The sequence below is a fragment of the Streptomyces sp. Je 1-4 4N24 genome (assembly GCF_026239515.1).
In the GTDB taxonomy this organism is placed as follows: Bacteria; Actinomycetota; Actinomycetes; order Streptomycetales; family Streptomycetaceae; genus Streptomyces; species Streptomyces nigrescens.
The window spans coordinates 6,649,588-6,671,264 of sequence record NZ_CP110836.1; the positions used below are offsets into that span (position 1 = coordinate 6,649,588).

20 protein-coding genes and 1 riboswitch are annotated in these 21,677 nt (G+C 69.4%); of the genes, 15 read left to right on the forward strand and 5 right to left on the reverse strand.

Going from position 1 to position 21,677, the window contains the following annotated elements; translation table 11 throughout:
- Window positions 1-56: 56 nt before the first annotated feature.
- Window positions 57-284: a hypothetical protein gene (locus tag SLV14N_RS28995; RefSeq protein WP_208684887.1), complete on the reverse strand. Its 228-nt coding sequence runs from the start codon at window positions 282-284 to the stop codon at window positions 57-59.
- A 158-nt stretch (window positions 285-442) separates the two neighbouring features.
- Here SLV14N_RS28995 and SLV14N_RS29000 point away from each other — a divergent pair, with 158 nt between their 5' ends.
- Window positions 443-1,417, forward strand: a complete 975-nt coding sequence (locus tag SLV14N_RS29000) for a carbohydrate kinase family protein (RefSeq protein ID WP_263271706.1) — start codon at window positions 443-445, stop codon at window positions 1,415-1,417.
- 9 nt (window positions 1,418-1,426) lie between these two features.
- On the opposite strand, the gene SLV14N_RS29005 is transcribed toward SLV14N_RS29000, so the two are convergent.
- The gene (locus tag SLV14N_RS29005; RefSeq protein WP_263271707.1) at window positions 1,427-2,875 is read right to left on the reverse strand and encodes a cysteine desulfurase/sulfurtransferase TusA family protein; all 1,449 of its coding nucleotides are present in this window, start codon (window positions 2,873-2,875) and stop codon (window positions 1,427-1,429) included.
- Window positions 2,876-3,252: 377 nt separating this feature from the next.
- Here SLV14N_RS29005 and coxB point away from each other — a divergent pair, with 377 nt between their 5' ends.
- From coxB to SLV14N_RS29025, 4 genes are all read left to right on the forward strand, one after another.
- Window positions 3,253-4,215, forward strand: coding sequence for a cytochrome c oxidase subunit II (gene coxB / locus SLV14N_RS29010; RefSeq protein WP_208684894.1), 963 nt, complete (start codon window positions 3,253-3,255; stop codon window positions 4,213-4,215).
- Complete coding sequence (gene ctaD / locus SLV14N_RS29015) at window positions 4,212-5,948, forward strand: cytochrome c oxidase subunit I (RefSeq protein ID WP_127150458.1); 1,737 nt, start codon at window positions 4,212-4,214, stop codon at window positions 5,946-5,948. Before coxB ends, ctaD begins: the two co-directional genes overlap by 4 nt.
- Window positions 5,945-6,343, forward strand: coding sequence for a cytochrome c oxidase subunit 4 (locus tag SLV14N_RS29020; RefSeq protein ID WP_018093712.1), 399 nt, complete (start codon window positions 5,945-5,947; stop codon window positions 6,341-6,343). The genes ctaD and SLV14N_RS29020 overlap by 4 nt, the downstream gene beginning before the upstream one ends.
- 135 nt (window positions 6,344-6,478) lie before the next feature.
- On the forward strand, window positions 6,479-7,750 hold the full coding sequence (locus SLV14N_RS29025) for an Ig-like domain-containing protein (RefSeq protein ID WP_208684896.1): 1,272 nt from the start codon (window positions 6,479-6,481) through the stop codon (window positions 7,748-7,750).
- A gap of 19 nt (window positions 7,751-7,769) precedes the next feature.
- Here the strand turns inward: SLV14N_RS29025 and SLV14N_RS29030 are convergent, their stop codons facing one another.
- Window positions 7,770-8,171 carry a hypothetical protein gene (locus tag SLV14N_RS29030; protein ID WP_018093710.1) on the reverse strand — a complete coding sequence of 134 codons (402 nt, stop codon included), beginning with the start codon at window positions 8,169-8,171 and terminating at the stop codon, window positions 7,770-7,772.
- A 263-nt stretch (window positions 8,172-8,434) separates the two neighbouring features.
- On the opposite strand from SLV14N_RS29030, the gene SLV14N_RS29035 reads away from it, so the two are divergent.
- The 6 genes from SLV14N_RS29035 (at window position 8,435) to SLV14N_RS29060 (ending at window position 15,589) form a co-directional block, all read left to right on the forward strand.
- Window positions 8,435-9,055, forward strand: a complete 621-nt coding sequence (locus SLV14N_RS29035; RefSeq protein ID WP_208684897.1) for a heme-copper oxidase subunit III — start codon at window positions 8,435-8,437, stop codon at window positions 9,053-9,055.
- 77 nt (window positions 9,056-9,132) lie between these two features.
- Window positions 9,133-9,942 carry a c-type cytochrome gene (locus SLV14N_RS29040; RefSeq protein ID WP_208684898.1) on the forward strand — a complete coding sequence of 270 codons (810 nt, stop codon included), beginning with the start codon at window positions 9,133-9,135 and terminating at the stop codon, window positions 9,940-9,942.
- Entirely contained in the window at window positions 9,939-11,003 is a 1,065-nt protein-coding gene (locus tag SLV14N_RS29045; RefSeq protein ID WP_263271710.1) for a ubiquinol-cytochrome c reductase iron-sulfur subunit, read from the forward strand. The genes SLV14N_RS29040 and SLV14N_RS29045 overlap by 4 nt, the downstream gene beginning before the upstream one ends.
- The gene (locus SLV14N_RS29050) at window positions 11,000-12,637 is read left to right on the forward strand and encodes a cytochrome bc complex cytochrome b subunit (protein ID WP_208684899.1); all 1,638 of its coding nucleotides are present in this window, start codon (window positions 11,000-11,002) and stop codon (window positions 12,635-12,637) included. The genes SLV14N_RS29045 and SLV14N_RS29050 overlap by 4 nt, the downstream gene beginning before the upstream one ends.
- A 140-nt stretch (window positions 12,638-12,777) precedes the next feature.
- Window positions 12,778-13,842: an anthranilate phosphoribosyltransferase gene (trpD, locus tag SLV14N_RS29055; RefSeq protein ID WP_263271711.1), complete on the forward strand. Its 1,065-nt coding sequence runs from the start codon at window positions 12,778-12,780 to the stop codon at window positions 13,840-13,842.
- A 91-nt stretch (window positions 13,843-13,933) separates the two neighbouring features.
- Window positions 13,934-14,051, forward strand: a riboswitch (SAM riboswitch).
- 170 nt (window positions 14,052-14,221) lie between these two features.
- The gene (locus SLV14N_RS29060; protein WP_263271713.1) at window positions 14,222-15,589 is read left to right on the forward strand and encodes an aminotransferase class V-fold PLP-dependent enzyme; all 1,368 of its coding nucleotides are present in this window, start codon (window positions 14,222-14,224) and stop codon (window positions 15,587-15,589) included.
- A 540-nt stretch (window positions 15,590-16,129) separates the two neighbouring features.
- On the opposite strand, the gene SLV14N_RS29065 is transcribed toward SLV14N_RS29060, so the two are convergent.
- On the reverse strand, window positions 16,130-16,411 hold the full coding sequence (locus SLV14N_RS29065; RefSeq protein ID WP_018093491.1) for an Lrp/AsnC family transcriptional regulator: 282 nt from the start codon (window positions 16,409-16,411) through the stop codon (window positions 16,130-16,132).
- On the reverse strand, window positions 16,408-17,088 hold the full coding sequence (locus SLV14N_RS29070; RefSeq protein WP_263273310.1) for a rhomboid family intramembrane serine protease: 681 nt from the start codon (window positions 17,086-17,088) through the stop codon (window positions 16,408-16,410). The genes SLV14N_RS29065 and SLV14N_RS29070 overlap by 4 nt, the downstream gene beginning before the upstream one ends.
- Window positions 17,089-17,381: 293 nt before the next feature.
- On the opposite strand from SLV14N_RS29070, the gene SLV14N_RS29075 reads away from it, so the two are divergent.
- The 4 genes from SLV14N_RS29075 (at window position 17,382) to SLV14N_RS29090 (ending at window position 21,657) form a co-directional block, all read left to right on the forward strand.
- Window positions 17,382-17,621, forward strand: a complete 240-nt coding sequence (locus tag SLV14N_RS29075) for a hypothetical protein (protein WP_208688153.1) — start codon at window positions 17,382-17,384, stop codon at window positions 17,619-17,621.
- 18 nt (window positions 17,622-17,639) lie between these two features.
- Window positions 17,640-19,013, forward strand: coding sequence for an NYN domain-containing protein (locus SLV14N_RS29080; RefSeq protein WP_018093494.1), 1,374 nt, complete (start codon window positions 17,640-17,642; stop codon window positions 19,011-19,013).
- Between the two features lie 302 nt (window positions 19,014-19,315).
- Window positions 19,316-20,341, forward strand: a complete 1,026-nt coding sequence (locus tag SLV14N_RS29085; RefSeq protein ID WP_208684903.1) for a C40 family peptidase — start codon at window positions 19,316-19,318, stop codon at window positions 20,339-20,341.
- A 269-nt stretch (window positions 20,342-20,610) separates the two neighbouring features.
- A complete protein-coding gene (locus SLV14N_RS29090) occupies window positions 20,611-21,657 on the forward strand; it encodes an NlpC/P60 family protein (RefSeq protein ID WP_263271717.1) in 1,047 nt (348 codons plus the stop codon).
- Window positions 21,658-21,677: the final 20 nt, after the last annotated feature.

Genomic DNA, 21,677 nt, shown 5'->3' on the forward strand with positions numbered 1-21,677 from the left:
CGGAGCGGGGGCGTGCACGGTTCCCCGGACGCGCCGCGGCCGCCGCCGGGCGGGGCTCAGTCGCCGTATTCGGACATGCCGTCCACGAGCGCGGCGGAGGAGGAGGGGACCTTGATCCCGTGCAGATCGGCGGCGCGCCCCGGCGCCGGCGCGGACTCCCGGCCGGCTTTCCAGCGGTCCGGCATCCGCGCGCAGTCGCCGCGCAGCTCGTCGAGCGATTCCGGGTCCTGGCGGACGGGGGAGGCGCCGTGATGTGGTGTGACGGCTTTCACAGGCTTGGTCATAGGGGCACCGTACGCAGCCGAGTATCGAGGAGAAAGGGCTACTATCAGGTAGTTTCGGTGGTTCAAGTGTCCGGGATGACCGAGTGGCGCGCGACCTCGCGGGGTAGCGTTGCTCTACGTCCGCCCGTCCCTCCGCCTTCCGCAGGAGCAGACCCGTCGTGCGTATCGCAGTCACCGGCTCCATCGCCACCGACCACCTGATGACCTTCCCCGGCCGCTTCGCCGATCAGCTGGTCGCCGACCAGCTGCATACGGTCTCCCTCTCGTTCCTGGTCGACCAGCTCGACGTCCGCCGCGGCGGCGTCGCCGCCAACATCTGCTTCGGTATGGGCCAGCTCGGCACCGAGCCGATCCTGGTCGGTGCCGCCGGCAACGACTTCGAGGAGTACCGCGCCTGGCTCGACCGCCATGGCGTCGACACCCGCTCCGTCCGCATCTCCGAGGTCCTGCACACCGCCCGTTTCGTGTGCACCACCGACGCCGACCACAACCAGATCGGCTCGTTCTACACCGGCGCGATGAGCGAGGCCCGGCTGATCGAGCTGCAGCATGTGGCCGAGCGGGTCGGCGGCCTCGACCTCGTCCTGATCGGTGCGGACGACCCCGAGGCGATGATCCGGCACACCGAGGAGTGCCGCAGCCGCTCCATCCCGTTCGCCGCCGACTTCTCCCAGCAGATCGCCCGGATGGACGGCGACGCCATCCGCACCCTCCTGGAGGACGCGGCCTACCTCTTCTCCAACGAGTACGAGAAGGGCCTGATCGAGTCCAAGACCGGCTGGACCGACGAGGAGATCCTCGCCAAGGTCGGCACCCGCGTCACCACCCTCGGCTCCAACGGCGTCCGGATCGAGCGGGTCGGCGAGCCGGCCATCGAGGTCGGTGTCCCGGAGGAGAACGCCAAGGCCGACCCCACCGGCGTCGGCGACGCCTTCCGCGCCGGCTTCCTGTCCGGTCTGGCCTGGGGCGTCGGCCTGGAGCGCGCCGCCCAGGTCGGCTGCATGCTGGCGACGCTGGTCATCGAGACCGTCGGCACCCAGGAGTACGAGCTGCACCGCAGCCACTTCATGGACCGCTTCACCAAGGCCTACGGCCACGAGGCCGCCGCCGAGGTCCAGCAGCACCTGGTCTGAACCGCCGGGTCAGGCGCGGCGCCGCACGACATACGCGGCGCCGCGCTCGGCCGGCCGCTCACCCACGTACTCCTGGTCGCGCATGGTGCACCAGGCGGGGATGTCCTGCCGGGCGGCCTCGTCGTCGGAGAGCACCGTCACCGTCCCGCCGACCGGCACCTCGTGGATCGCCTTCGCCAGCTCGATGACCGGGAGCGGACAGCGCTTGCCGAGCGAGTCGACGACGAGACCGGCCGGTTCGGCGGGCTCGCCGGGCTCCTCGCCCGCCGGAGCCGCTTCCGCCGCCCCGCCGGCCGTCGTCGCCGCCGTCTCCCGGCCCGCCGCCGGGACGCCCAGCCGCTCCCGCACCGCACGCACCACCTGCGGCAGCACCTCCAGGAAGCGGTCCACATCCGCCTCGTCCGTGCCGTACGGCAGCGAGACCCGGACATTCCCCTCGGACAGCACGCCCATCGCGCGCAGCACATGGCTCGGCGTCAGGGTGCTGGACGTGCAGGACGACCCGGACGACACCGAGAACCCCGCCCGGTCGAGCTCGTGCAGCAGCGCCTCTCCGTCGACATAGAGACAGGAGAAGGTGACGAGGTGGGGGAGGCGGTGCACCGGATCTCCGACCACCTCCACATCCGGCACCAGCTCCGGCACCCGGGTCCGGATCCGGTCCACCAGCCGCCGCAGCCGCGCCGCTTCGTCCGCGGTCTCCGGGCCCGCCCGCAGCGCGCGCAGGGACGCCGCGGCGGCCACGACCGCCGGGATGTTCTCGAACCCCGGGCTGCGGCCCGACTCGCGCTCGTCCCGCGGCCCCTGAGCAGCGAACCGGGTCCCCTTGCGGACCGCGAGCAGCCCCACACCGGGCGGACCGCCCCACTTGTGGGCGCTCGCCGTCAGCAGCGACCAGCCGCCGGGCACCGGCCCCCAGGGCAGTGACTGCGCGGCGTCCACCAGGAGGGGTACGCCCGCCTCCCGGCAGAGCGCGGCCACCTCCTCGACCGGTTGTTCGGTCCCCACCTCGTGGTTGGCGGACTGGAGGCAGACCAGCGCGGTGTCCGGGTCCAGCGCGGCGGCGACGTCCCCGGCCGCCACCCGGCCCGTACGGTCCACCGCCAGCTCCGAGCGGCTGCCGCCGGCCGCCTCATGCACCTCGGCGGCATGCAGGACGGAGGAGTGCTCGACGGCGGAGTGCAGCAGCCGGCGACCGACACGCCGACGGGCCGCCAGCGCACCGGAGACTCCGGAATGGACGGCCTGCGTCCCCGAAGGGGTGAAAACCAACTCGTCCGGGCGGCAGCCCACGGCCTCGGCCGCGGCCTCCCGCGCCGCGTCCAGCAGCAGCCGGCCGCGCCGCCCCTCCCGGTAGAGGCGGGCCGGGTCGGCCCAGCCTTCGTCCAGCGAGGCGAGCAGGGCCTCACGAGCGACGGGATGCAGCGGGGCGGCGGACGCCGCGTCGAAGTAGGGCACATACGAGACGTTAGTCGCCCCGTTCCCGGGGGGAGGTGTCCGCACCCGGCCGGGCGGGGGCGCAGGGCCCCGGTCCCGCGGCGGGCGGGGTGGCTCGGCGCGCGCCGGGACAGCGGTGCGGCCCGGGGCCGGGCGCGGCGTCAGATGCCTGGTGAAAGCGGGTAATCGGGACTCCGGAGGGCGTCTCCGAGAGGCCCTGGCCACCCCTTAGGGGTGCGACGCGGCGCGTTGGGCACCCTCCCCGCGCGACCCCAAATAGCGTCCAGTAGGGTTTGGTCCGCATAAACATCCAAACCCCTGCCCGCGCCAGGGCCGGCGACCGACCAGCGAGACGGCCGCAGCCGGTCTCGCGGGCGAGACTCTCGGGAAGGCGCTACGTGAGTCCCAACGGCTCCGACCGCTCGTCGCGGCGCCCGATGCGGCGGAAGCTGCCGCAGGTGCTTGCTGCGGGCCTGGTCCTGGCGACCGCGACTGGTTGCACATATAAGGACTTCCCCCGCCTCGGCATGCCAACGCCCGTCACCGACGAGGCGCCGCGGATCCTCTCTCTTTGGCAGGGCTCCTGGGCCGCCGCCCTCGCAACGGGCGTGCTGGTGTGGGGCCTGATCATCTGGAGCGTGATCTTCCACCGCCGCAGCAGGACCAAGGTGGAGGTCCCCGCGCAGACCCGGTACAACATGCCGATCGAGGCGTTGTACACGATTGTGCCGTTCATCATCATTGCGGTGCTTTTCTACTTCACCGCGCGTGATGAGAGCGCACTCCTCAAGACTTCGAAGAAGCCGGACCACGTCGTGAACGTGGTCGGCTTCCAGTGGAGCTGGGCGTTCAACTATCTGGAGAACGTGGACGGCGACAAGTCGACGTCGGCCATCAACTCCAGCGCGCTCGACGCGATCCCGGACAAGTGGAAGAAGACCGCGCCGGCCGGTGCCGACGGTGTCTACGACACGGGCACCCCGGGCACGCGGAACCCGCAGACCGGCAACCCCGGTCCGACCCTGTGGCTGCCGAAGGGCGAGACGGTTCAGTTCGTGCTGACCTCTCGCGACGTCATCCACTCCTTCTGGGTGGTGCCGTTCCTGATGAAGCAGGACGTCATCCCGGGCCACACCAATGTCTTCGAGGTGACTCCCAACAAGGAGGGCACCTTCATGGGCAAGTGCGCCGAGCTCTGCGGTGTCGACCACTCCCGGATGCTCTTCAACGTCAAGGTCGTCTCCCCTGAGCGGTACCGGGAGCATCTGAAGGACCTGGCGAAGAAGGGCCAGACCGGATACCTGCCGTCGGGCATCGAGCAGACGGATCACGCCAGGAATGCGGAGACCAAGAACCAGTGAGCATCCTCAACGAACCTCAGGGTGCCGCCGCCGATACGGCTCCGGCAGCACCGCCCGTACGCAAGAAGCAACCCGGCATCGCTGTCGTGAAGTGGCTGACGACCACTGACCACAAGACCATCGGCACGATGTACCTGGTCACGTCGTTCGCGTTCTTCTGCGTCGGCGGCCTGATGGCGCTGCTCATGCGCGCCGAGCTGGCCCGTCCCGGCACGCAGCTCATGTCGAACGAGCAGTTCAACCAGGCGTTCACGATGCACGGCACGGTCATGCTGCTGATGTTCGCGACGCCGCTGTTCGCCGGATTCGCGAACTGGATCATGCCGCTGCAGATCGGCGCGCCCGACGTGGCGTTCCCGCGGCTGAACATGTTCGCCTACTGGCTCTACCTCTTCGGCTCGCTGATCGCGGTGGCAGGCTTCCTCACCCCGCAGGGTGCGGCCGACTTCGGCTGGTTCGCGTACTCGCCGCTCTCGGACGCGGTGCGTTCGCCGGGCGTCGGTGCCGATATGTGGATCATGGGTCTGGCCTTCTCCGGCTTCGGCACGATCCTCGGTTCGGTCAACTTCATCACGACGATCATCTGCATGCGGGCGCCTGGCATGACGATGTTCCGGATGCCGATCTTCACCTGGAACGTGCTGCTGACCGGTGTGCTGGTCCTGCTGGCCTTCCCGGTGCTGGCGGCGGCGCTGTTCGCGCTGGAGGCGGACCGTAAATTCGGTGCGCATGTCTTCGACGCGGCCAATGGTGGCGCACTGCTCTGGCAGCACCTCTTCTGGTTCTTCGGCCACCCCGAGGTGTACATCATCGCCCTGCCGTTCTTCGGCATCATTTCCGAGGTCATTCCGGTGTTCTCCCGGAAGCCGATGTTCGGTTACATCGGTCTGATCGCGGCGACGATTTCCATCGCCGGTCTTTCGGTCACGGTCTGGGCGCACCACATGTATGTGACGGGCGGCGTGCTGTTGCCGTTCTTCTCGTTCATGACGTTCCTGATCGCGGTGCCGACCGGTGTGAAGTTCTTCAACTGGATCGGCACGATGTGGAAGGGCTCACTGTCCTTCGAGACGCCGATGCTGTGGACGATCGGCTTCCTGATCACCTTCACGTTCGGTGGTCTGACCGGTGTCATCCTGGCCTCGCCGCCGATGGACTTCCACGTCTCCGACTCGTACTTCGTCGTGGCGCACTTCCACTACGTGGTGTTCGGTACGGTCGTCTTCGCGATGTTCGCCGGCTTCCACTTCTGGTGGCCGAAGTTCACCGGCAAGATGCTGGACGAGCGGCTCGGCAAGATCACCTTCTGGACGCTGTTCGTGGGCTTCCACGGCACCTTCCTCGTCCAGCACTGGCTGGGTGCCGAGGGCATGCCGCGGCGTTACGCGGACTACCTCGCGGCCGACGGCTTCACGGCGCTGAACACCGTCTCGACGATCAGCTCGTTCCTGCTGGGCCTGTCGATCCTGCCGTTCATGTACAACGTCTGGAAGACGGCGAAGTACGGCGAGAAGATCGAGGTCGACGACCCCTGGGGCTACGGCCGCTCGCTCGAGTGGGCGACGTCCTGCCCGCCCCCGCGGCACAACTTCCTCACGCTGCCGCGTATTCGCTCCGAATCCCCGGCGTTCGATCTGCACCACCCGGAGATCGCAGCTCTCGACGCGCTGCACAACGGCCGCGCCACCGAGGACGACAAGTCCCTCGCCGGCGGCAAGGAGGCGGGCAAGTGAAGATCCAGGGCAAGATGTTCATCTGGCTCTCCGTCTTCGTCCTCGCCATGGCGATCGTCTATGGCGTCTGGTCGAAGGAGCCCGCGGGTACCACCGCACTGTTCCTCGCCTTCGGCCTGTGCATCATGGTCGGCTACTACCTGGCCTTCACGGCCCGGCGGGTCGACGCGGGTGCGCAGGACAACGAGAACGCCGAGGTCTCGGACGACGCCGGTGAGCTGGGCTTCTTCAGCCCGCACAGCTGGCAGCCGCTGTCCCTGGCCGTCGGTGGCGCGCTCGCCTTCATGGGCGTCGTCTTCGGCTGGTGGCTGCTGTACTTCTCCCTGCCGGTGATCCTCGTGGGTCTCTTCGGCTGGGTCTTCGAGTACTACCACGGCGAGAACCGCACGCAGTAAACGGCCGCACTGCTGCCGTACGGCGGGCCCGGACACTCAACAGGTGTCCGGGCCCGCCGCTTTTGGGTGCCGGGGGCAGACCCGTTTGCAGTCCTCCAGCGCGCTGGGACAGGTGATTCTTCATATTTTTGGGGCATGAGTCACAGACCTCGAACCCGGACGGTGCTGAGCTGCGGCCTCCTGCTCGTGCCCCTTGCGGTGAGCGCCACCGCGTGCGGGGGCTCGGATTCGGATGCGCTCTCCGCCAATCCCTACGACGCGGCCGACCAGATCTCGGCCAACACCCCCGACGGCAAGAAGAAGGCGGACCCCGACAAGCCGCTGGAGGTGTCCGTCAAGGGGGACGACGCGCGCATCACCGACGTGACGGCCACCGATTCCACCGGCCGCTTCGTCCACGGCGAGCTGAGCGCCGACGGCAGGCACTGGCGTACCACCGTGCCCCTGGCCGCCGGCACCCGCTACACGGTGCGGGTGAGCACCGAGGAGGAGGACGGTTCGCCCGGCCGCAAGACGCTCGTGGTCAACACCAAGGACGCGGACGGCCAGTTGACCGCCGCCTTCGGGCCGGAGGCCGGCGAGTACGGTGTCGGCCAGCCGGTCACCGCGGAGCTGAGCCAGCCCATCAAGGATCCGAAGGCCCGCGCCATCGTGGAGAGCGCCCTGAAGGTCGACTCCATGCCGCGGGTCGAGGGCGCCTGGCACTGGGTGGACAACAAGAAACTGCACTTCCGCCCGAAGGAGTACTGGCCCGCCCACGCCACGATCTCGGTGCACAGCAACCTGGCGGGCCTGAAGATCGCCAAGGGGCTCTACGGAGGCCCGTCCAAGCCCGTGAAGCTCACCACCGGCGACCGCGTGGAGGCCGTCACCGACGCGGGCACGCACCAGATGACGGTGTGGCGCAACGGTGAGTCGATCAAGACCGTCCCCGTGACCACCGGCAAGCCCGGCTTCTCCACCCGCAACGGCGTCAAGGTCGTCCTCGCCAAGGAGAGCTTCGTACGGATGCGCAGCTCGACCGTCGGCATCGCCGCCGGCTCGGAGTCCTACGATCTGCCGGTCTACTGGGCCACCCGGGTGACCTGGAGCGGGGAGTACGTCCACGCCGCACCCTGGTCCGTCGGATCACAGGGCGCGGCGAACGTCAGCCACGGCTGTACGGGCATGTCCACGGGCAACGCCCAGTGGTTCTTCAACACCGTGCGGGTCGGCGACGTCGTCAAGGTCGTCAACAGCGGCGGCGACACCATGACGCCGTTCGACAACGGCTTCGGTGACTGGAACATGCCCTGGAAGGAATGGCGGGACGGCAGCGCACTGAAGAGCAAGGCCTCCAGCACCACAGGAGCGGCCGAGCGAGCGCAGAACCCGGTCGGCGACGCCCGGTTGCGCCCGAGGATCTGAGCGCCGCCCAGCAGGCCGCTCAGGCCTGTACGAGGTTCCTGCGGCGCAGCAGCCCGGCCAGGGCGTCGGCGAAGGCCACCGGGTCCAGCGGATGGGTCACCGCGGCGTCCGCCCGGCTCCAGGTGGCCAGCCAGGCGTCCTGGGGGCGGCCGATCAGCAGCAGCACCGGCGGGCACCGGTAGATCTCGTCCTTGATCTGCCGGCAGACGCCCATGCCGCCCGCGGGAGCGGTCTCGCCGTCCAGCACACAGACGTCGATACCGCCCTGCTCCAGGGCCGTCAGGACGGCCGGCGCGGTGGCGCACTCCAGGATCTCGATCTGCGGGGCATCGGCGGCGGGGCGCCGTCCGGCCGCCAGCCGGACCTGCTCGCGGGTGTTGGCGTTGTCGCTGTAGACCAGCACCGTGGCAGTCGCCTGCATCGTTCCTCCACGCTTCGTAGCGGCACAGCATTGGGTGGGGCGGATGCTACTCCCGCAGGGGGCGCCCGCAGGAGGGGTTGACCGGATCCAAGATCTGCCCGACGGCCCGTCAGGACCGGTGCCGGCGGGGCCGGGGTTCCGTGGCCGGCCGGGTGCGTCCCTCCTTCGAGCGACCGCGGAAAGGGGCCGTACGAGCAGGGCATACGCCCTTGACACACCGAACGGCACCCCCCGGAGTGAGGGCGGGATAAGCGACCGACATAATGTCGGTCGTGGCGACAGCAACGACAGTAGAAACCGGGCACGCGCACCCGTCGGTCAATCGGCCGAACCTCACCAGCGTCGGAACCATCATCTGGCTGAGTTCCGAGCTGATGTTCTTCGCGGCCCTCTTCGCGATGTACTTCACCCTTCGATCGGTGACCGGATCCGAGTATTGGAAGGAATCCGCCGATGCGCTGAATCTTCCGTTCTCCGCGACCAACACCACGATCCTGGTGCTCAGCTCTCTGACCTGCCAGCTCGGCGTTTTTGCGGCCGAGCGCGGCGATGTCAAGAAGCTCCGGTCCTGGTTCGTGGTCACCTTTGTCATGGGTGCGATCTTCATCGGCGGTCAGGTCTTCGAGTACACGGAGCTGGTCAAGCACGAGGGCCTGTCGCTCTCGTCCGGCCCGTACGGCTCGGTGTTCTACCTGACCACCGGCTTCCACGGACTGCATGTGACGGGCGGTCTGATCGCCTTCCTGCTGGTCCTGGGCAGGACGTACGCGGCCAAGAGGTTCACCCACACGCAGGCCACCGCGGCCATCGTCGTGTCCTACTACTGGCACTTCGTCGATGTCGTCTGGATCGGCCTCTTCGCCACGATCTACCTGATCAAGTAGTCCGGGCCCGTACCGGCTCGTATCAGACAGACATATCCAAAGCATCGACGCAGAAGATCCTGACACCGGGGTAATCCGTGAAAAAGCTCTCCGCACGACGGCGCCATCCGCTGGCGGCGCTCGTCGTCCTACTCTTCGCGCTGGCGGTCACTGGGGGGCTGTACGCCGCGTTCGCGCCGGCGGACAAGGCTCAGGCCGATGACACCGCCCAGTCTCTTGCCATCAAGGAGGGCAAGAAGCTCTTCGCCGTGGGCTGCGCCAGCTGCCACGGCACCGGCGGTCAGGGCACCTCCGACGGCCCCAGCCTGGTCGGCGTCGGCGCCGCAGCCGTGGACTTCCAGGTGGGCACCGGCCGGATGCCGGCCCAGCAGCCCGGCGCCCAGGTGCCGCGGAAGAAGAACATCTACACCAACGCCCAGATCGACCAGCTCGCGGCCTACGTCGCCTCGCTGGGCGCCGGCCCGACCGTGCCGGAGAAGGCGCAGTACAGCCCGGACGGTGCTGACATCGGCAAGGGCGGCGAGCTGTTCCGCACCAACTGCGCGCAGTGCCACAACTTCACCGGTAAGGGCGGCGCCCTGACCGACGGCAAGTACGCACCGACGCTTGAGGGCGTGGACCCGAAGCACATCTACGAGGCCATGGAGACCGGCCCGCAGAACATGCCCTCCTTCGGTGACGGCTCGCTGTCGCAGCAGAACAAGAAGGACATCATCGCGTACCTCGACGCCGTCAACGGCGATGAATCCGAGAGCCAGGGCGGCCTCGACCTCGGCGGTCTCGGTCCGGTCAGTGAGGGTCTCTTCGGCTACATCTTCGGCCTGGGCTCGCTGGTCGCGGTCGCCATCTGGGTCGCAGCCCGGACTACGAAGGCCAAGAAGTCATGAGCGAGACTGGACGACACGAAGACGTGCCAGAAGAAACCCTTCCCGGTGAGCGGGAGACGGCTCACGAAGGTGCGGTGGCCACGGCGGAGAACCCGTTCGCCGACCCGGGGCTGCCGCCCCACGAGCACCGCGCCCAGGACATCGACGAGCGGGCTGCCCAGCGCTCCGAGCGCACCGTGGCCCTCCTCTTCATCGTGTCGATGTTCGCCACGGTCGCCTTCATCGCCTCGTACGTGGCGATCCCGATCGACAAGAACGTCTACATCTGGCCGATCGGCAACATCAGCGCGCTGAACTTCGCGCTCGGTCTGACGCTCGGCGCGGCGCTCTTCTGCATCGGCGCCGGCGCGGTCCACTGGGCCCGCACGCTGATGTCGGACGAGGAGGTCGCCGACGAGCGCCACCCGATCGAGGCGCCGCCGGAGGTCAGGGCCAAGGTGATGGCGGACTTCGCACAGGGTGCGAAGGAGTCGCAGGTCGGCCGCCGCAAGCTGATCCGCAACACGATGTTCGGTGCGATGGCCCTGGTGCCGCTCTCCGGCGTCGTGCTGCTGCGTGACCTCGGGCCGCTGCCCGGGAACAAGCTGCGCACCACGGGCTGGAAGAAGGGCGTCCGCCTGGTCAACCAGTCCACCAACCTCCCGCTGCGTCCCGAGGACATCGCGGTCGGCTCCCTCACCTTCGCCAAGCCCGAGGGCCTGGAGGAAGACGATCACGACTTCAACGTCCAGATCGCCAAGGACGCCCTGATGCTCGTGCGGATCCAGCCGCAGAACATCAAGGACAAGCACGAACTCTCCTGGTCGCACGAGGGCATCGTGGCGTACTCGAAGATCTGCACCCACGTGGGTTGCCCGATCAGCCTGTACGAGCAGCAGACGCACCACGTGCTCTGCCCCTGCCACCAGTCGACGTTCGACCTCTCTGACGGCGGTCGGGTGATCTTCGGTCCGGCCGGACACGCCCTGCCGCAGCTGCACATCACGGAGAAGGACGGCTTCCTGGAGGCCGCAAGCGGCTTCGAGGAGCCCGTCGGCCCGAGCTTCTGGGAGCGCGGATGAGTAACGAGACGAGCGCGACCACCACGCGCCGTGGCCAGGCGCCACGGGGCGAGCGGATCGCCGACTGGGCGGACGGCCGGCTGGGCATCTACAGCCTGGCCAAGTCCAACATGCGCAAGATCTTCCCGGACCACTGGTCCTTCATGCTGGGTGAGGTCGCGCTTTACAGCTTCATCATCATCATCCTGACCGGTGTCTATCTGACGCTGTTCTTCCACCCGAGCATGGCCGAGGTGACCTATCACGGTTCCTACGTGCCCATGCAGGGGATCCGGATGACGCAGGCCTTCGAGTCGACGCTGGAGATCAGCTTCGACGTGCGGGGCGGGCTGCTTATAAGGCAGATCCACCACTGGGCCGCGCTGGTCTTCCTGGCCGCGATGATGGTCCACATGATGCGGGTGTTCTTCACCGGCGCCTTCCGCAAGCCGCGCGAGGTCAACTGGCTGTTCGGCTTCCTGCTGCTGGTGCTGGGCATGTTCACCGGCTTCACCGGCTACTCGCTCCCCGACGACCTGCTCTCCGGCACCGGTGTGCGGTTCATCGAGGGCGTCATCCTGGCGATGCCGCTGGTCGGTTCGTACCTGCAGTTCTTCATCTTCGGCGGGGAGTTCCCGGGGCACGACATCATCCCGCGGTTCTTCACGGTGCACGTCCTGCTGCTGCCGGGCATCATGCTCGGCCTGCTGGTGGCGCACCTGATCCTGGTCTTCTACCACAAGCACACCCAGTTCCCGGGTGCCGGCAAGACCAACAACAACGTCGTGGGCATGCCGCTGCTGCCGGTCTACATGGCCAAGGCCGGAGGCTTCTTCTTCCTGGTCTTCGGTGTGATCGCGGTGATCTCCGCGATCGCCAGCATCAACCCGGTGTGGGCGATCGGCCCCTACCGGCCGGACCAGGTGTCCACCGGCGCCCAGCCCGACTGGTACATGGGCTTCGCCGAGGGTCTGGTGCGTGTCATGCCGGGCTGGGAGTGGAACTTCTGGGGCCACACCCTCAACTTCGGTGTGCTGATCCCGATCCTGATCTTCCCGCTGGTCCTGGTCGCGATCGCGGTCTACCCGTTCATCGAGTCCTGGGTCAAGGGCGACAAGCGCGAGCACCACATCCTGGACCGCCCGCGCAACGTCCCGACCCGTACCGGCTTCGGTGTCGCCTGGCTCGTCGCGTACTTCGTGATGCTGATCGGCGGCGGTAACGACCTGTGGGCGACGCACTTCCACCTGTCGCTCAACTCGCTCACGTGGTTCGTCCGGATCGGATTCTTCGTCCTTCCGGTGCTGGCCTTCATCGCCACCAAGCGGATCTGCATGGGTCTGCAGCGGCGCGACAGGGACAAGGTGCTGCACGGCCGCGAGTCCGGCATCATCAAGCGCCTGCCGCACGGTGAGTTCATCGAGGTCCACGAGCCGCTCGACCAGGAGCAGCTGCACGTGCTCACGCAGCACGAGCAGCCCGCGCCGCTCGAGCTGGGCCCGGAGGTCGACGAGAACGGTGTGGAGCGCAAGCTGTCGCGCTCGCAGAAGCTGCGCGCCAAGCTCTCGAAGGCCTACTACGGCGAGGACAACGTCATCCCGAAGGCCACGGCCGAGGAGTACAAGGAGATCAGCAGCGGCCACGGCCACCACTGATCACCGCAGCGCTTCCTAGCGCACCGTAGGGAGTACGCCACCCAGAGGGCCCCGTCCGATGATCGGACGGGGCCCTCCGGCGTGCCCGGCGGCTCGATAGGGTGACGGCATAAGCAGGAGACAATCCAGGAGTGTGGACCATGAACGTTGTGACCCCGGTTGGCGGCGACAGCGTGGCGGCCCACACCTGGCCGGACCTCCTCAACGCCCTGCTCGCCGGCCGTGACCTCAGCGCGGACGACACGGCCTGGGCGATGGACAAGATCATGCGGGGCGAGGCCAGCGACGCCCAGATCGCCGGGTTCGCGGTCGCGCTGCGCGCCAAGGGCGAGACCGTCGCCGAGATCTCCGGCCTGGTGCGCACCATGTACGCGCACGCCCGGCTGATCGAGGTGCCGGGCCCCAGCGTGGACATCGTCGGCACCGGCGGCGACGGCGCCAAGACCGTCAACATCTCCACGATGTCCTCGATCGTGGTCGCCGGCACCGGCGCCAAGGTCGTCAAGCACGGCAACCGCGCCGCCTCCTCGGCCAGCGGTGCCTCCGACGTCCTGGAGAAGCTCGGGGTCAATCTCGACCTCACCCCGCAGCGGGTCACCGAGGTCGCCCAGGAAGCGGGCATCACCTTCTGCTTCGCGGTGAAGTTCCACCCCTCGCTGCGGCATGTCGCCAACGCCCGTGCCCAGCTCGGTATCCGTACGACCTTCAATGTGCTGGGCCCGCTGACCAACCCCGCGAAGGTCCGCGCCCAGGCGACCGGTGTCGCGGACGCCCGGATGGCGCCGATCCTGGCCGGGGTGCTCGCCGAGCGCGGCTCGTCGGCGCTGGTCTTCCGCGGCGACGACGGCCTGGACGAGCTGACCACGACCGCGACCTCCCGGGTGTGGATCGTCCGGGACGGCACGGTGTGCGAGGAGCCCTTCGACCCCCGGGACGTGGGGATCCCCCTGGTGCCGGTGGAAGCGCTGCGTGGGGCGGACGCCTCGTACAACGCGGATGTGGCCCGCCGGCTGCTGGACGGCGAGACCGGCCCGGTGCGCGACGCGGTGCTGCTGAACTCCGCTGCGGCGCTGGTCGCACTGGAGCCGGCCGACGCTCCGCTGGCCGAGCAGATCCGGGCCGGGATCGAGCGGGCCGCCGCCTCCATCGACTCCGGGGCGGCCAAGCGGGCGCTGGAGCGCTGGGTGGCCGCCAGCAACACATGAGCGCGCGGTGACGCAGGGTGTGACGCAAGGCTCAGTCCGTCATACGGACCGGGCCTTGCGCCTCTTTGCCCGTGTGGCATGATTCTGCCCAGGTCACGAGTGACAGCGATGCAGGCCCCGGCCCGCTGTCCGGCAACCCTCCTTCCGTGGCGGGGTGCCCCGGGTGATGACCAGGCCGTAGGCAGCGAGGTCTGCGGCAAGCGCGGATCCCTCGCCAGGGATCCTGGTCCCCGAGGGAGAACCTCCGTGATTCAGCGAATGCGCTAGGGCCCGACGGCCCCTTTTCCGCATCCCTTTTCCTTTCCCGCCGCGGTGCCCCGGCGCGCCCTTCCGCGCCCCCGCCCGCAGCGAATTCGCTTACCTCTCACGGGAGTTCGCCATGTCTGTTTCCGCCGTTGCCGCCGACCGTTCCGTCTGTGCCCCGCTGCCGGTCCTGGGCCGGGATGTCCTCGTCCCGCTCGTGACCGGCGGCGAGGTCGACTACGCCGCGCTGGACTACGCCGCCAGCGCCCCCGCGCTCCAGCGGGTCTGGGACGACGTGGCGGCCTACGCCCCGTACTACGGCAGCGTGCACCGCGGCGCCGGCTACCTCTCGCAGCTGTCCACCGACCTCTTCGAGAACAGCCGCCGCACCATTGCGGAGTTCCTCGGCTGCCGGGCCGAGGACCAGGTCGTCTTCACCCGCTCCACCACCGACTCGCTGAACCTGCTCGCCGCCGTACTCCCGCAGGGCACCCGGGTGTTCGTCTTCGAGACCGAGCACCACGCCTCGCTGCTGCCGTGGGAGCAGCGCCCCGATGTCGAGGTGACCTACCTCAACGCCCCGCGCACCCCGCAGCAGGCGGTGGACACCCTGGAGAAGGCGCTGGCCACACGCGAGCCGTACGGCCCGGCGCTGGTCTGTGTGACCGGTGCGTCGAATGTGACCGGCGAGCTGTGGCCGGTGCAGGAGCTGGCGGCCGCCGCGCATGCGCACGGCGCCCGGATCGTGCTGGACGCGGCGCAGCTCGTCCCGCACCACCCGGTGGACCTCGGGGAACTGGACGTGGACTGGGTCGCCTTCTCCGGCCACAAGCTGTACGCGCCGTTCGGCGCCGGGGTGCTGGCCGGCCGCGCGGACTGGCTGCGGGACGCCGACCCGTACCTGGCGGGCGGCGGCGCCAGCCGCAAGGTCTCCCGGCGCACGGACGGCGGGGTGGACGTCGAGTGGCACACCACCGCGGCCCGGCACGAGGCCGGTTCGCCCAACGTCATCGGCGCCTACGCGATTGCCTCGGCCTGCCAGGCCCTGACCGAGGCCGGCTTCGACGGCCTGGTCGCCCGCGAACAGGAGCTGATCGCCCGCCTCCGCGCCGGCCTGGCCGACGTACCCGAGGTCACCGTGCTCTCCCTCTTCGGCGAGGACGCCGCACGGGTGGGCGTCCTCTCCTTCGTCGTCGAGGGCTGGAACAGCTCCCACTTCGCGGCCGCGCTGTCGGCCGAGTACGGCATCGGCGTCCGCGACGGCCTCTTCTGCGCCCACCCCCTCGTCCGCACCCTCCTCGGCAGCGAGCCCCAGGACCCCGGCGAGTGCGGCGCCCCCGACGCGGCCCCCGGCGAAAAGTCCCTCAACGCCATCCGCGTCAGCCTGGGCGTTGGCACGCCGGATGAGCACGTTGACCGCTTCGTGCGAGCGGTCAGGGAACTGGTGACGCATGGCGCCCGCTGGAACTACCGCACGGAAAGCGGGCGTTGTGTGCCCGCATAATTCCCACGTTGTTGGCTGTTCCGCCGTGGGGGTTGTTCGCCGTTGCGCCTGCGGCGGGCTGGGTGGTTGTCGGGTGCGGTGACGGGCCTCCGGGGCCGGTGTGTGGGACTGCTTCGCTTTACGTCCCACACACCGGCCCCTCCGGCCCGTCCCCTCCCGTTGGGGGAGTAGTGGCGGTGGGTGGGGGCGGGCGTCCGTAGGACGAATCACTCCTGCTTCGCGAGGAGCAGCGGACCACCGGCGTGCACTCCCACCGAGGTTTATTCATCCCCCTCACGGGAGGGGACGGGCCGGAGCGGGTGGGTGTCCGGACGTAAAGCGAAGCAGTCCGGACACCCACCCGCGGAGGTCCGTCACCGCACCCCGACAGCCCCGCGCAGCGGACCCGCCCGCCGCCAGGCGCAACGGTGGGACAGCCAAAAGCGTGGGCCCAAGGCAAAGCGCAGCGCAGGGCACCGCGCAGCGGGCAACAAACGGCGAGCAACCCTCACGGCGGGACAGCCGAAAACGTGGGCCCGAAGGCAAAGCGCAGCGAACGGGCTAGGCCTCCAGCCCAATCGCAAAGGCGGCCTCAAGGTCATGCTGGCTATACGTGCGGAACGCAATATGCGTTTCCGTGGCGGCGACGCCGGGGATCTTGCTGATGCGGCCGGGGATGACGTCCGCGAGGTCGTCGTGGGCGGCGACCCGCACCATGGCGATCAGGTCGTGGGCCCCGGTGACCGAGTAGACCTCGCTGACCCCGTCCAGTGCGGCGATCTTCTCGGCGATCTCCGGGATCTGGTCCACGCTGGTCTTGATGAGCACGATCGACGTGATCACGGCTGGCTCTCTTCCTCGGTCGCCCGGTCGTTCGCCCTGGTGGCTCCCACACTATCCCTCCCGTAGCGGGCCCATGCGTAGAGGAAGCCGAGCGCGAAGCCGATGACATGGGCGAGGTAGGCGACGCCCGGACCGCGGGGGTCGTCCTGCGCGGCCTGCCACTGCAGGGCGAACCAGAAGAGCAGCACGATCCAGGCGGGAAAGCGCAGCGGCAGGAAGAAGAGGAACGGGAAGAGGCTGGTGACCCGGGCCGTGGGGAACAGGTAGAGGAAGGCGCCCAGTACGCCGGAGATGGAGCCGGAGGCACCCACCAGCGTCTGGCCCGAGCCGGCGTGTGCGGCCGCGTAGCCGAGCAGCGCCAGGTAGCCGATGATGAGGTAAAAGGCGGTGAACGGCAGCCGGCCCATGCGTGCCTCGGCCATCGCGCCGAAGACGTACAGGAACAGCATGTTGCCGAGCAGGTGCAGCCAGCTGCCGTGCACGAACAGTGCGGTGAGCGGGGTGATCAGCGCCCGTACCGAGCCGCTCCACAGATCCAGCGGGATCACGCCCCACCGCTCGTAATAGGCGGTCTGGGCCTTCAGCAGGGCATCGCCGGTGCCGTATATCCGGTTCAGGCCGGAGGCGGGGCCGAGCACGAAGACCGCACAGCACAGGCCGATCAGCACATTCGTCATCCGCGAGAACACCGCGGTCAAGGACCGGGTGGGGTGCGGACGGCGGGGGAGGAGACCGGACGAGCGGGGAGAACGGGGTGAGGGGGCCGGCGCCGTCATGAAGTGATCATGACTCAATGCGGGCAATGGGGACAGAGTGCCTCGCCGTGTCCCGTCACCTGGGCGGGGCCCGCACCGGCCCCCCGTCAGGCCGTAGGGTTACAGGCAGTACTTTGCGTACTTCCGCAGTCCGACGGCGCACCGCGTGAACCGCGCAGCAGCACATGACGATGAGCACGAAAGAGGACGACACGATGGCTGTTCCCCTGCCGACGGCCGGAACCCGGTGGCGCTGCACACTGTGCGGCAACCTCACGCGTTTCGACGTGACCCGCCAGTCGAAGGTGGTGGAGTACGTCCACCTGGACCTGGCCGGGGACCCGAAGGTGGAGGAGCGCGAGGTCCTCAGTGAGAGCATCGAGTCCGTGCGCTGCCGCTGGTGCAACGCGGTCGACCAGATCGAGCTGGTGGACCGTCCGGGCGCGAACGCCTGAGATCGGAGCGATGCAGCCGTGGTGGACCGTCCAGAAGGGGAGCCGGGGGCCCAGCGTGACGACGCACCTGAGGGTGCGGCGGACGAGGTGCTCGACCGACCGCTGCCCGAGGGCGTACGGCGCCGCGTCGTGGCGCTCACCGCGGAGTCGTTCGGCGCGCTGACGGTCGCCGAACTCCCGCCCCCGCTGCGGCAGTACGCCCGGTTCACCCCGACTCGTCGGGCCAAATTCGCCGGAAACGCGATGGCCGCGGCGCTGGAGAGCGACGCGGTCTTCCGGCAGCGGATCGCGGGCAAGCTGCGTGAGGCGCAGCCGGAACTCACCGCGGCGCTGGAGCACGGCACCCCGCCCGCGGCCGCCGATCCGCTCGATGTCGCGGCGGCGGCCTATGTGCTGCGGCCCGAGGGCTGGGTCAAGCTCGTTGCGGCGGCCGGTGAGGAGGCCCAGCGGGCGCGCGCCGAGCGGGCCGGCGAGGAGGCCGAACAGGAGCTGGCCCGCCTGCGCGAGGAGCTGGCGCAGGCGCGCGGCGAGGCCCGTACGGAGGCCGACCGGATCCGGGTGGACCTGGACGCCGTCCGCAAGGAGAACGAGTCGCTGCGGCGCAAGCTGCGCAGTGCGCTCAGCGACGTCAAGCGCGGTGAGGCCGCGGTCCGCAAGGCCGAGGCAGCGCTGACGGAGGCGCGGGACCGGGCGGCCACGGAGAAGACCACCGCGGACAGCGAAGTGCGCCGGCTCAAGGGCCGGATCGCCGAGGCCGAGACGGCGCTGGAGACCAGTCGGCGGGCCGCCCGTGAGGGCCGCAGCGTCGAGGACATGCGGCTGCGCCTGCTGCTGGACACGGTCCTGGACGCGGCGCAGGGGCTGCGCCGCGAACTGGCCCTGCCGCCCGCGAACGTCCACCCTGCGGACACCGTCGAGGCGGTCGCGCCGGGGCGGATGACGCCCAAGGACATCGCGACCCGGGCGCTGTCGGAGATGGACCCGGCGCTGCTCGACCAGCTTCTCGCCCTGCCGCAGGCGCATTTGGTGGTGGACGGCTACAACGTCACCAAAACCGGCTATCCGACCATGCCGCTCGAAAAGCAGCGGCTGCGGCTGCTGGGTGGTCTCGCGGTGCTGGCGGCGCAGACCGGCGCCGAGATGACCTGTGTCTTCGACGGGGCGGAGCTGGCGGCGCCGGTGCTGCTCGCGCCGCCGCGCGGGGTCCGGGTCCTGTTCAGTAAACCGGGCGTAACGGCCGATGAGTTGATTCGTCAGCTCGTAAGGGCCGAACCGCCCGGCCGTCCGGTCGTCGTGGTCTCCACGGACCGGGAAGTGGCCGACGGGGTGGCGAAGGCCGGGGCGCGCCCGGTCGCATCGGCCCTGCTTCTCAAGCGACTTGCCAGGACCTGAAAATCCCCCTGCCGGAGGCGCCCGATGCGGAAATCCGCCGGCGATCCGTATCTGAGCGTCAAGTGGCGCTTACTACCTGTGTGATGTTGGTAAAGGATGGGGCTTGTGGCGCAGAATTTTTCCCTGAGGATTTGAAGCGATCACAGCTCGGTTACTAAGGTCAGGCCCGAACCTTCATGAATCTGATCATCCAACCGGGATGAACCGTGAAGGAACCGCCGAGTCCGCGGCGTTCACGCGGAGCCGGGGTCTCACCCCCCCACTTCCCGGTAGGCGGCTGGAGGAAGAAGGAGCTCGCCCCCGTGGCGTCCCACCGTCGACCCAAGCAGCCGAGCCGTACCCGCGTGACCGTGCTGACCGCCACCGCCGCGGCGGCCGTGGCCCTCTCGTCCCAGGCCGCCCAGGCCGACCCCCAGCAGTCGAAGAAGGACGTCAAGTCCGAGGTCGACAAGCTCTACGGGGAGGCCGAGCAGGCCACCGAGAAGTACAACGGCGTCAAGGAGCAGCAGGAGAAGCTCCAGAAGGAGGTCGACGACCTCCAGGACAAGGTTGCCCGTGGTCAGGGTGAGCTCAACCAGCTTCGCAAGGGCCTCGGTGCGGTCGCCTCCGGCCAGTACCGCAGCGGCAGCATCGACCCCTCGGTCCAGCTGTTCCTCTCCGGCGACCCGGACTCCTACCTCGAAAAGGCCGCCACGCTCGACCAGTTGAGCGGCAAGCAGGCCGACCAGCTGAAGACCATCGCGGACAAGCAGCGCCGGCTCGCCCAGGAGCGCGCGGAGGCCGCGAGCAAGATCGAGGACCTCTCCGAGACCCGTAAGGCGCTCGGTGACAAGAAGGACGAGATCAAGGGCAAGCTCGGCAAGGCGCAGGAGCTGCTCAACAAGATGACCGCCAAGGAGCGGGCGGCCATGCAGGCCGAGGAGAACCGCGCCAACCGCAGCAACGAGCGGGTCAACCTCGGCGATGACGTGCCGGCTTCGCAGCGCGGTGCGGCCGCCCTGTCCGCCGCTCAGTCCAAGATAGGTTCGCCGTACGTCTGGGGCGCCACCGGCCCGTCGTCCTTCGACTGCTCGGGTCTGACCTCCTGGGCGTACCAGCAGGCCGGCCAGTCGCTGCCGCGCACCTCGCAGGCACAGGCCAGCGCCGGTACTCAGATCAGCTCGCAGAGCGCCCTCAAGCCCGGCGATCTGGTGCTCTTCTACAGCGATCTGCACCACATCGGCCTCTACGCGGGCAACGGCCAGGTCCTGCACGCACCGAAGCCGGGCGCCAACGTGCGCTACGAGTCGATCAACAACATGCCCTTCATGTATGGCGTGCGGGTCTGAAAAGCCTCACAACCGCCTCAACCTGCCGCCCGAACGGGCGAATTGCGGCCCCGGCCGCTGACCTGCCGCCCCGCCGGTGACCTGCACAGTCACCGACGGGGCGGCTTTTTGCGGACGAATGAGGGTTTTGGGCGGGTGTGCACCGGCGCCGTACTCTCTGCCCGCGCAGCATCCGGTTCACCGACCGCCCTCCCGGGGCGGCAGGGGCTTTCCCCGAGCTCTCGGCTGCGCTCGAGCAGGGGGGACCCCATGGAAGGAGTGCGGCTCTCGTGGTGTCCCACCGCCGTACCTCGCAGCACGGCCAGACCACCCTCGCCGGGGTCACCGTTGTGTCGGCCGCCCTGGCGACCGCGGCCGCCGCGCTGTCGGCTCCACCGGCCTCCGCCGACCCCGCGGGCCGGCCGTCCACCGCCCGTGAGGCGGCGGCCGCACGGGTCGACAGCCTCTACGCGCAGGCGGAGCGGGCCACCGAGAAGTACAACGGCGCACAGGCCCGGACCAAGGAGCTGCGCCACGAGGTGGCAGCCCTCCAGGAACGCACCGCCCGCGCCCAGGAGCGGGTCAACCGGATGCGCGGCCGGCTGGGTGCGCTGGCCGCCGCCCAGTACCGCTCGGGCGGGGTGGACCCCACGGTGCGGCTGATGCTCTCCGAACGGCCCGACACCTACCTGGAGAAGGCCTCCGCGCTCGACCGGCTCGGCAGTCGGCAGGCCGATGAGCTGCGCGGCCTCCGGGCGGCCACGCGCTCCCTGGAGCAGCAGCGCAGGGAGACCGCCCAGAAGCTCACGGAGCTGGAGACCAGCCGCAAGGCCGTCGCCCGCCACAAGAAGGACCTCCAGCGCCGGCTGGCCACCGCGCGACGGCTGCTGAACGCGCTCCCCAAGGGCGACAGGGCGGCCTACGACCGGGCCTCCCGCAGCGACGGGCACCGTGAGGCGGTCCCGGACCTGGGCGGCGCCGTACCGGCCTCCGGGCGGGCCGCCGCCGCCGTCGCCGCGGTGCGTGCCGCGGTGGGCCGCCCGTACGCCTGGGGGAGCAGCGGCCCCTCGTCCTTCGACTGCTCCGGACTCACCCAATGGGCCTACGGCCGGGCCGGAGTCTCCCTCCCGCGTACCTCGCAGGCCCAGCGGGGCGCCGGACGGCAGGTGCCGCTCGGCCAGGCACAACCCGGTGACCTGGTCATCTACCGTTCGGACGCCAGCCACGTCGGGATGTACGTCGGCAACGGCCAGGTGGTCCACGCGCCCTACCCCGGCGCACGGGTCCGCTACGACCCCGTGGGGATGATGCCGATCTCGTCCGTCACCAGGCCCTGAGGCGGATCTCCGCGTTTTTG

Coding starts and splice junctions, on each gene's coding strand:
- SLV14N_RS28995 (WP_208684887.1), bottom strand. CDS start 284: ATGACCAAGCCTGTGAAAGCCGTCACACCACATCACGGCGCCTCCCCC.
- SLV14N_RS29025 (WP_208684896.1), top strand. CDS start 6,479: ATGAGTCACAGACCTCGAACCCGGACGGTGCTGAGCTGCGGCCTCCTG.
- SLV14N_RS29030 (WP_018093710.1), bottom strand. CDS start 8,171: ATGCAGGCGACTGCCACGGTGCTGGTCTACAGCGACAACGCCAACACC.
- SLV14N_RS29035 (WP_208684897.1), top strand. CDS start 8,435: ATGTCGGTCGTGGCGACAGCAACGACAGTAGAAACCGGGCACGCGCAC.
- SLV14N_RS29045 (WP_263271710.1), top strand. CDS start 9,939: ATGAGCGAGACTGGACGACACGAAGACGTGCCAGAAGAAACCCTTCCC.
- SLV14N_RS29050 (WP_208684899.1), top strand. CDS start 11,000: ATGAGTAACGAGACGAGCGCGACCACCACGCGCCGTGGCCAGGCGCCA.
- trpD (WP_263271711.1), top strand. CDS start 12,778: ATGAACGTTGTGACCCCGGTTGGCGGCGACAGCGTGGCGGCCCACACC.
- SLV14N_RS29060 (WP_263271713.1), top strand. CDS start 14,222: ATGTCTGTTTCCGCCGTTGCCGCCGACCGTTCCGTCTGTGCCCCGCTG.
- SLV14N_RS29070 (WP_263273310.1), bottom strand. CDS start 17,088: ATGACGAATGTGCTGATCGGCCTGTGCTGTGCGGTCTTCGTGCTCGGC.
- SLV14N_RS29075 (WP_208688153.1), top strand. CDS start 17,382: ATGGCTGTTCCCCTGCCGACGGCCGGAACCCGGTGGCGCTGCACACTG.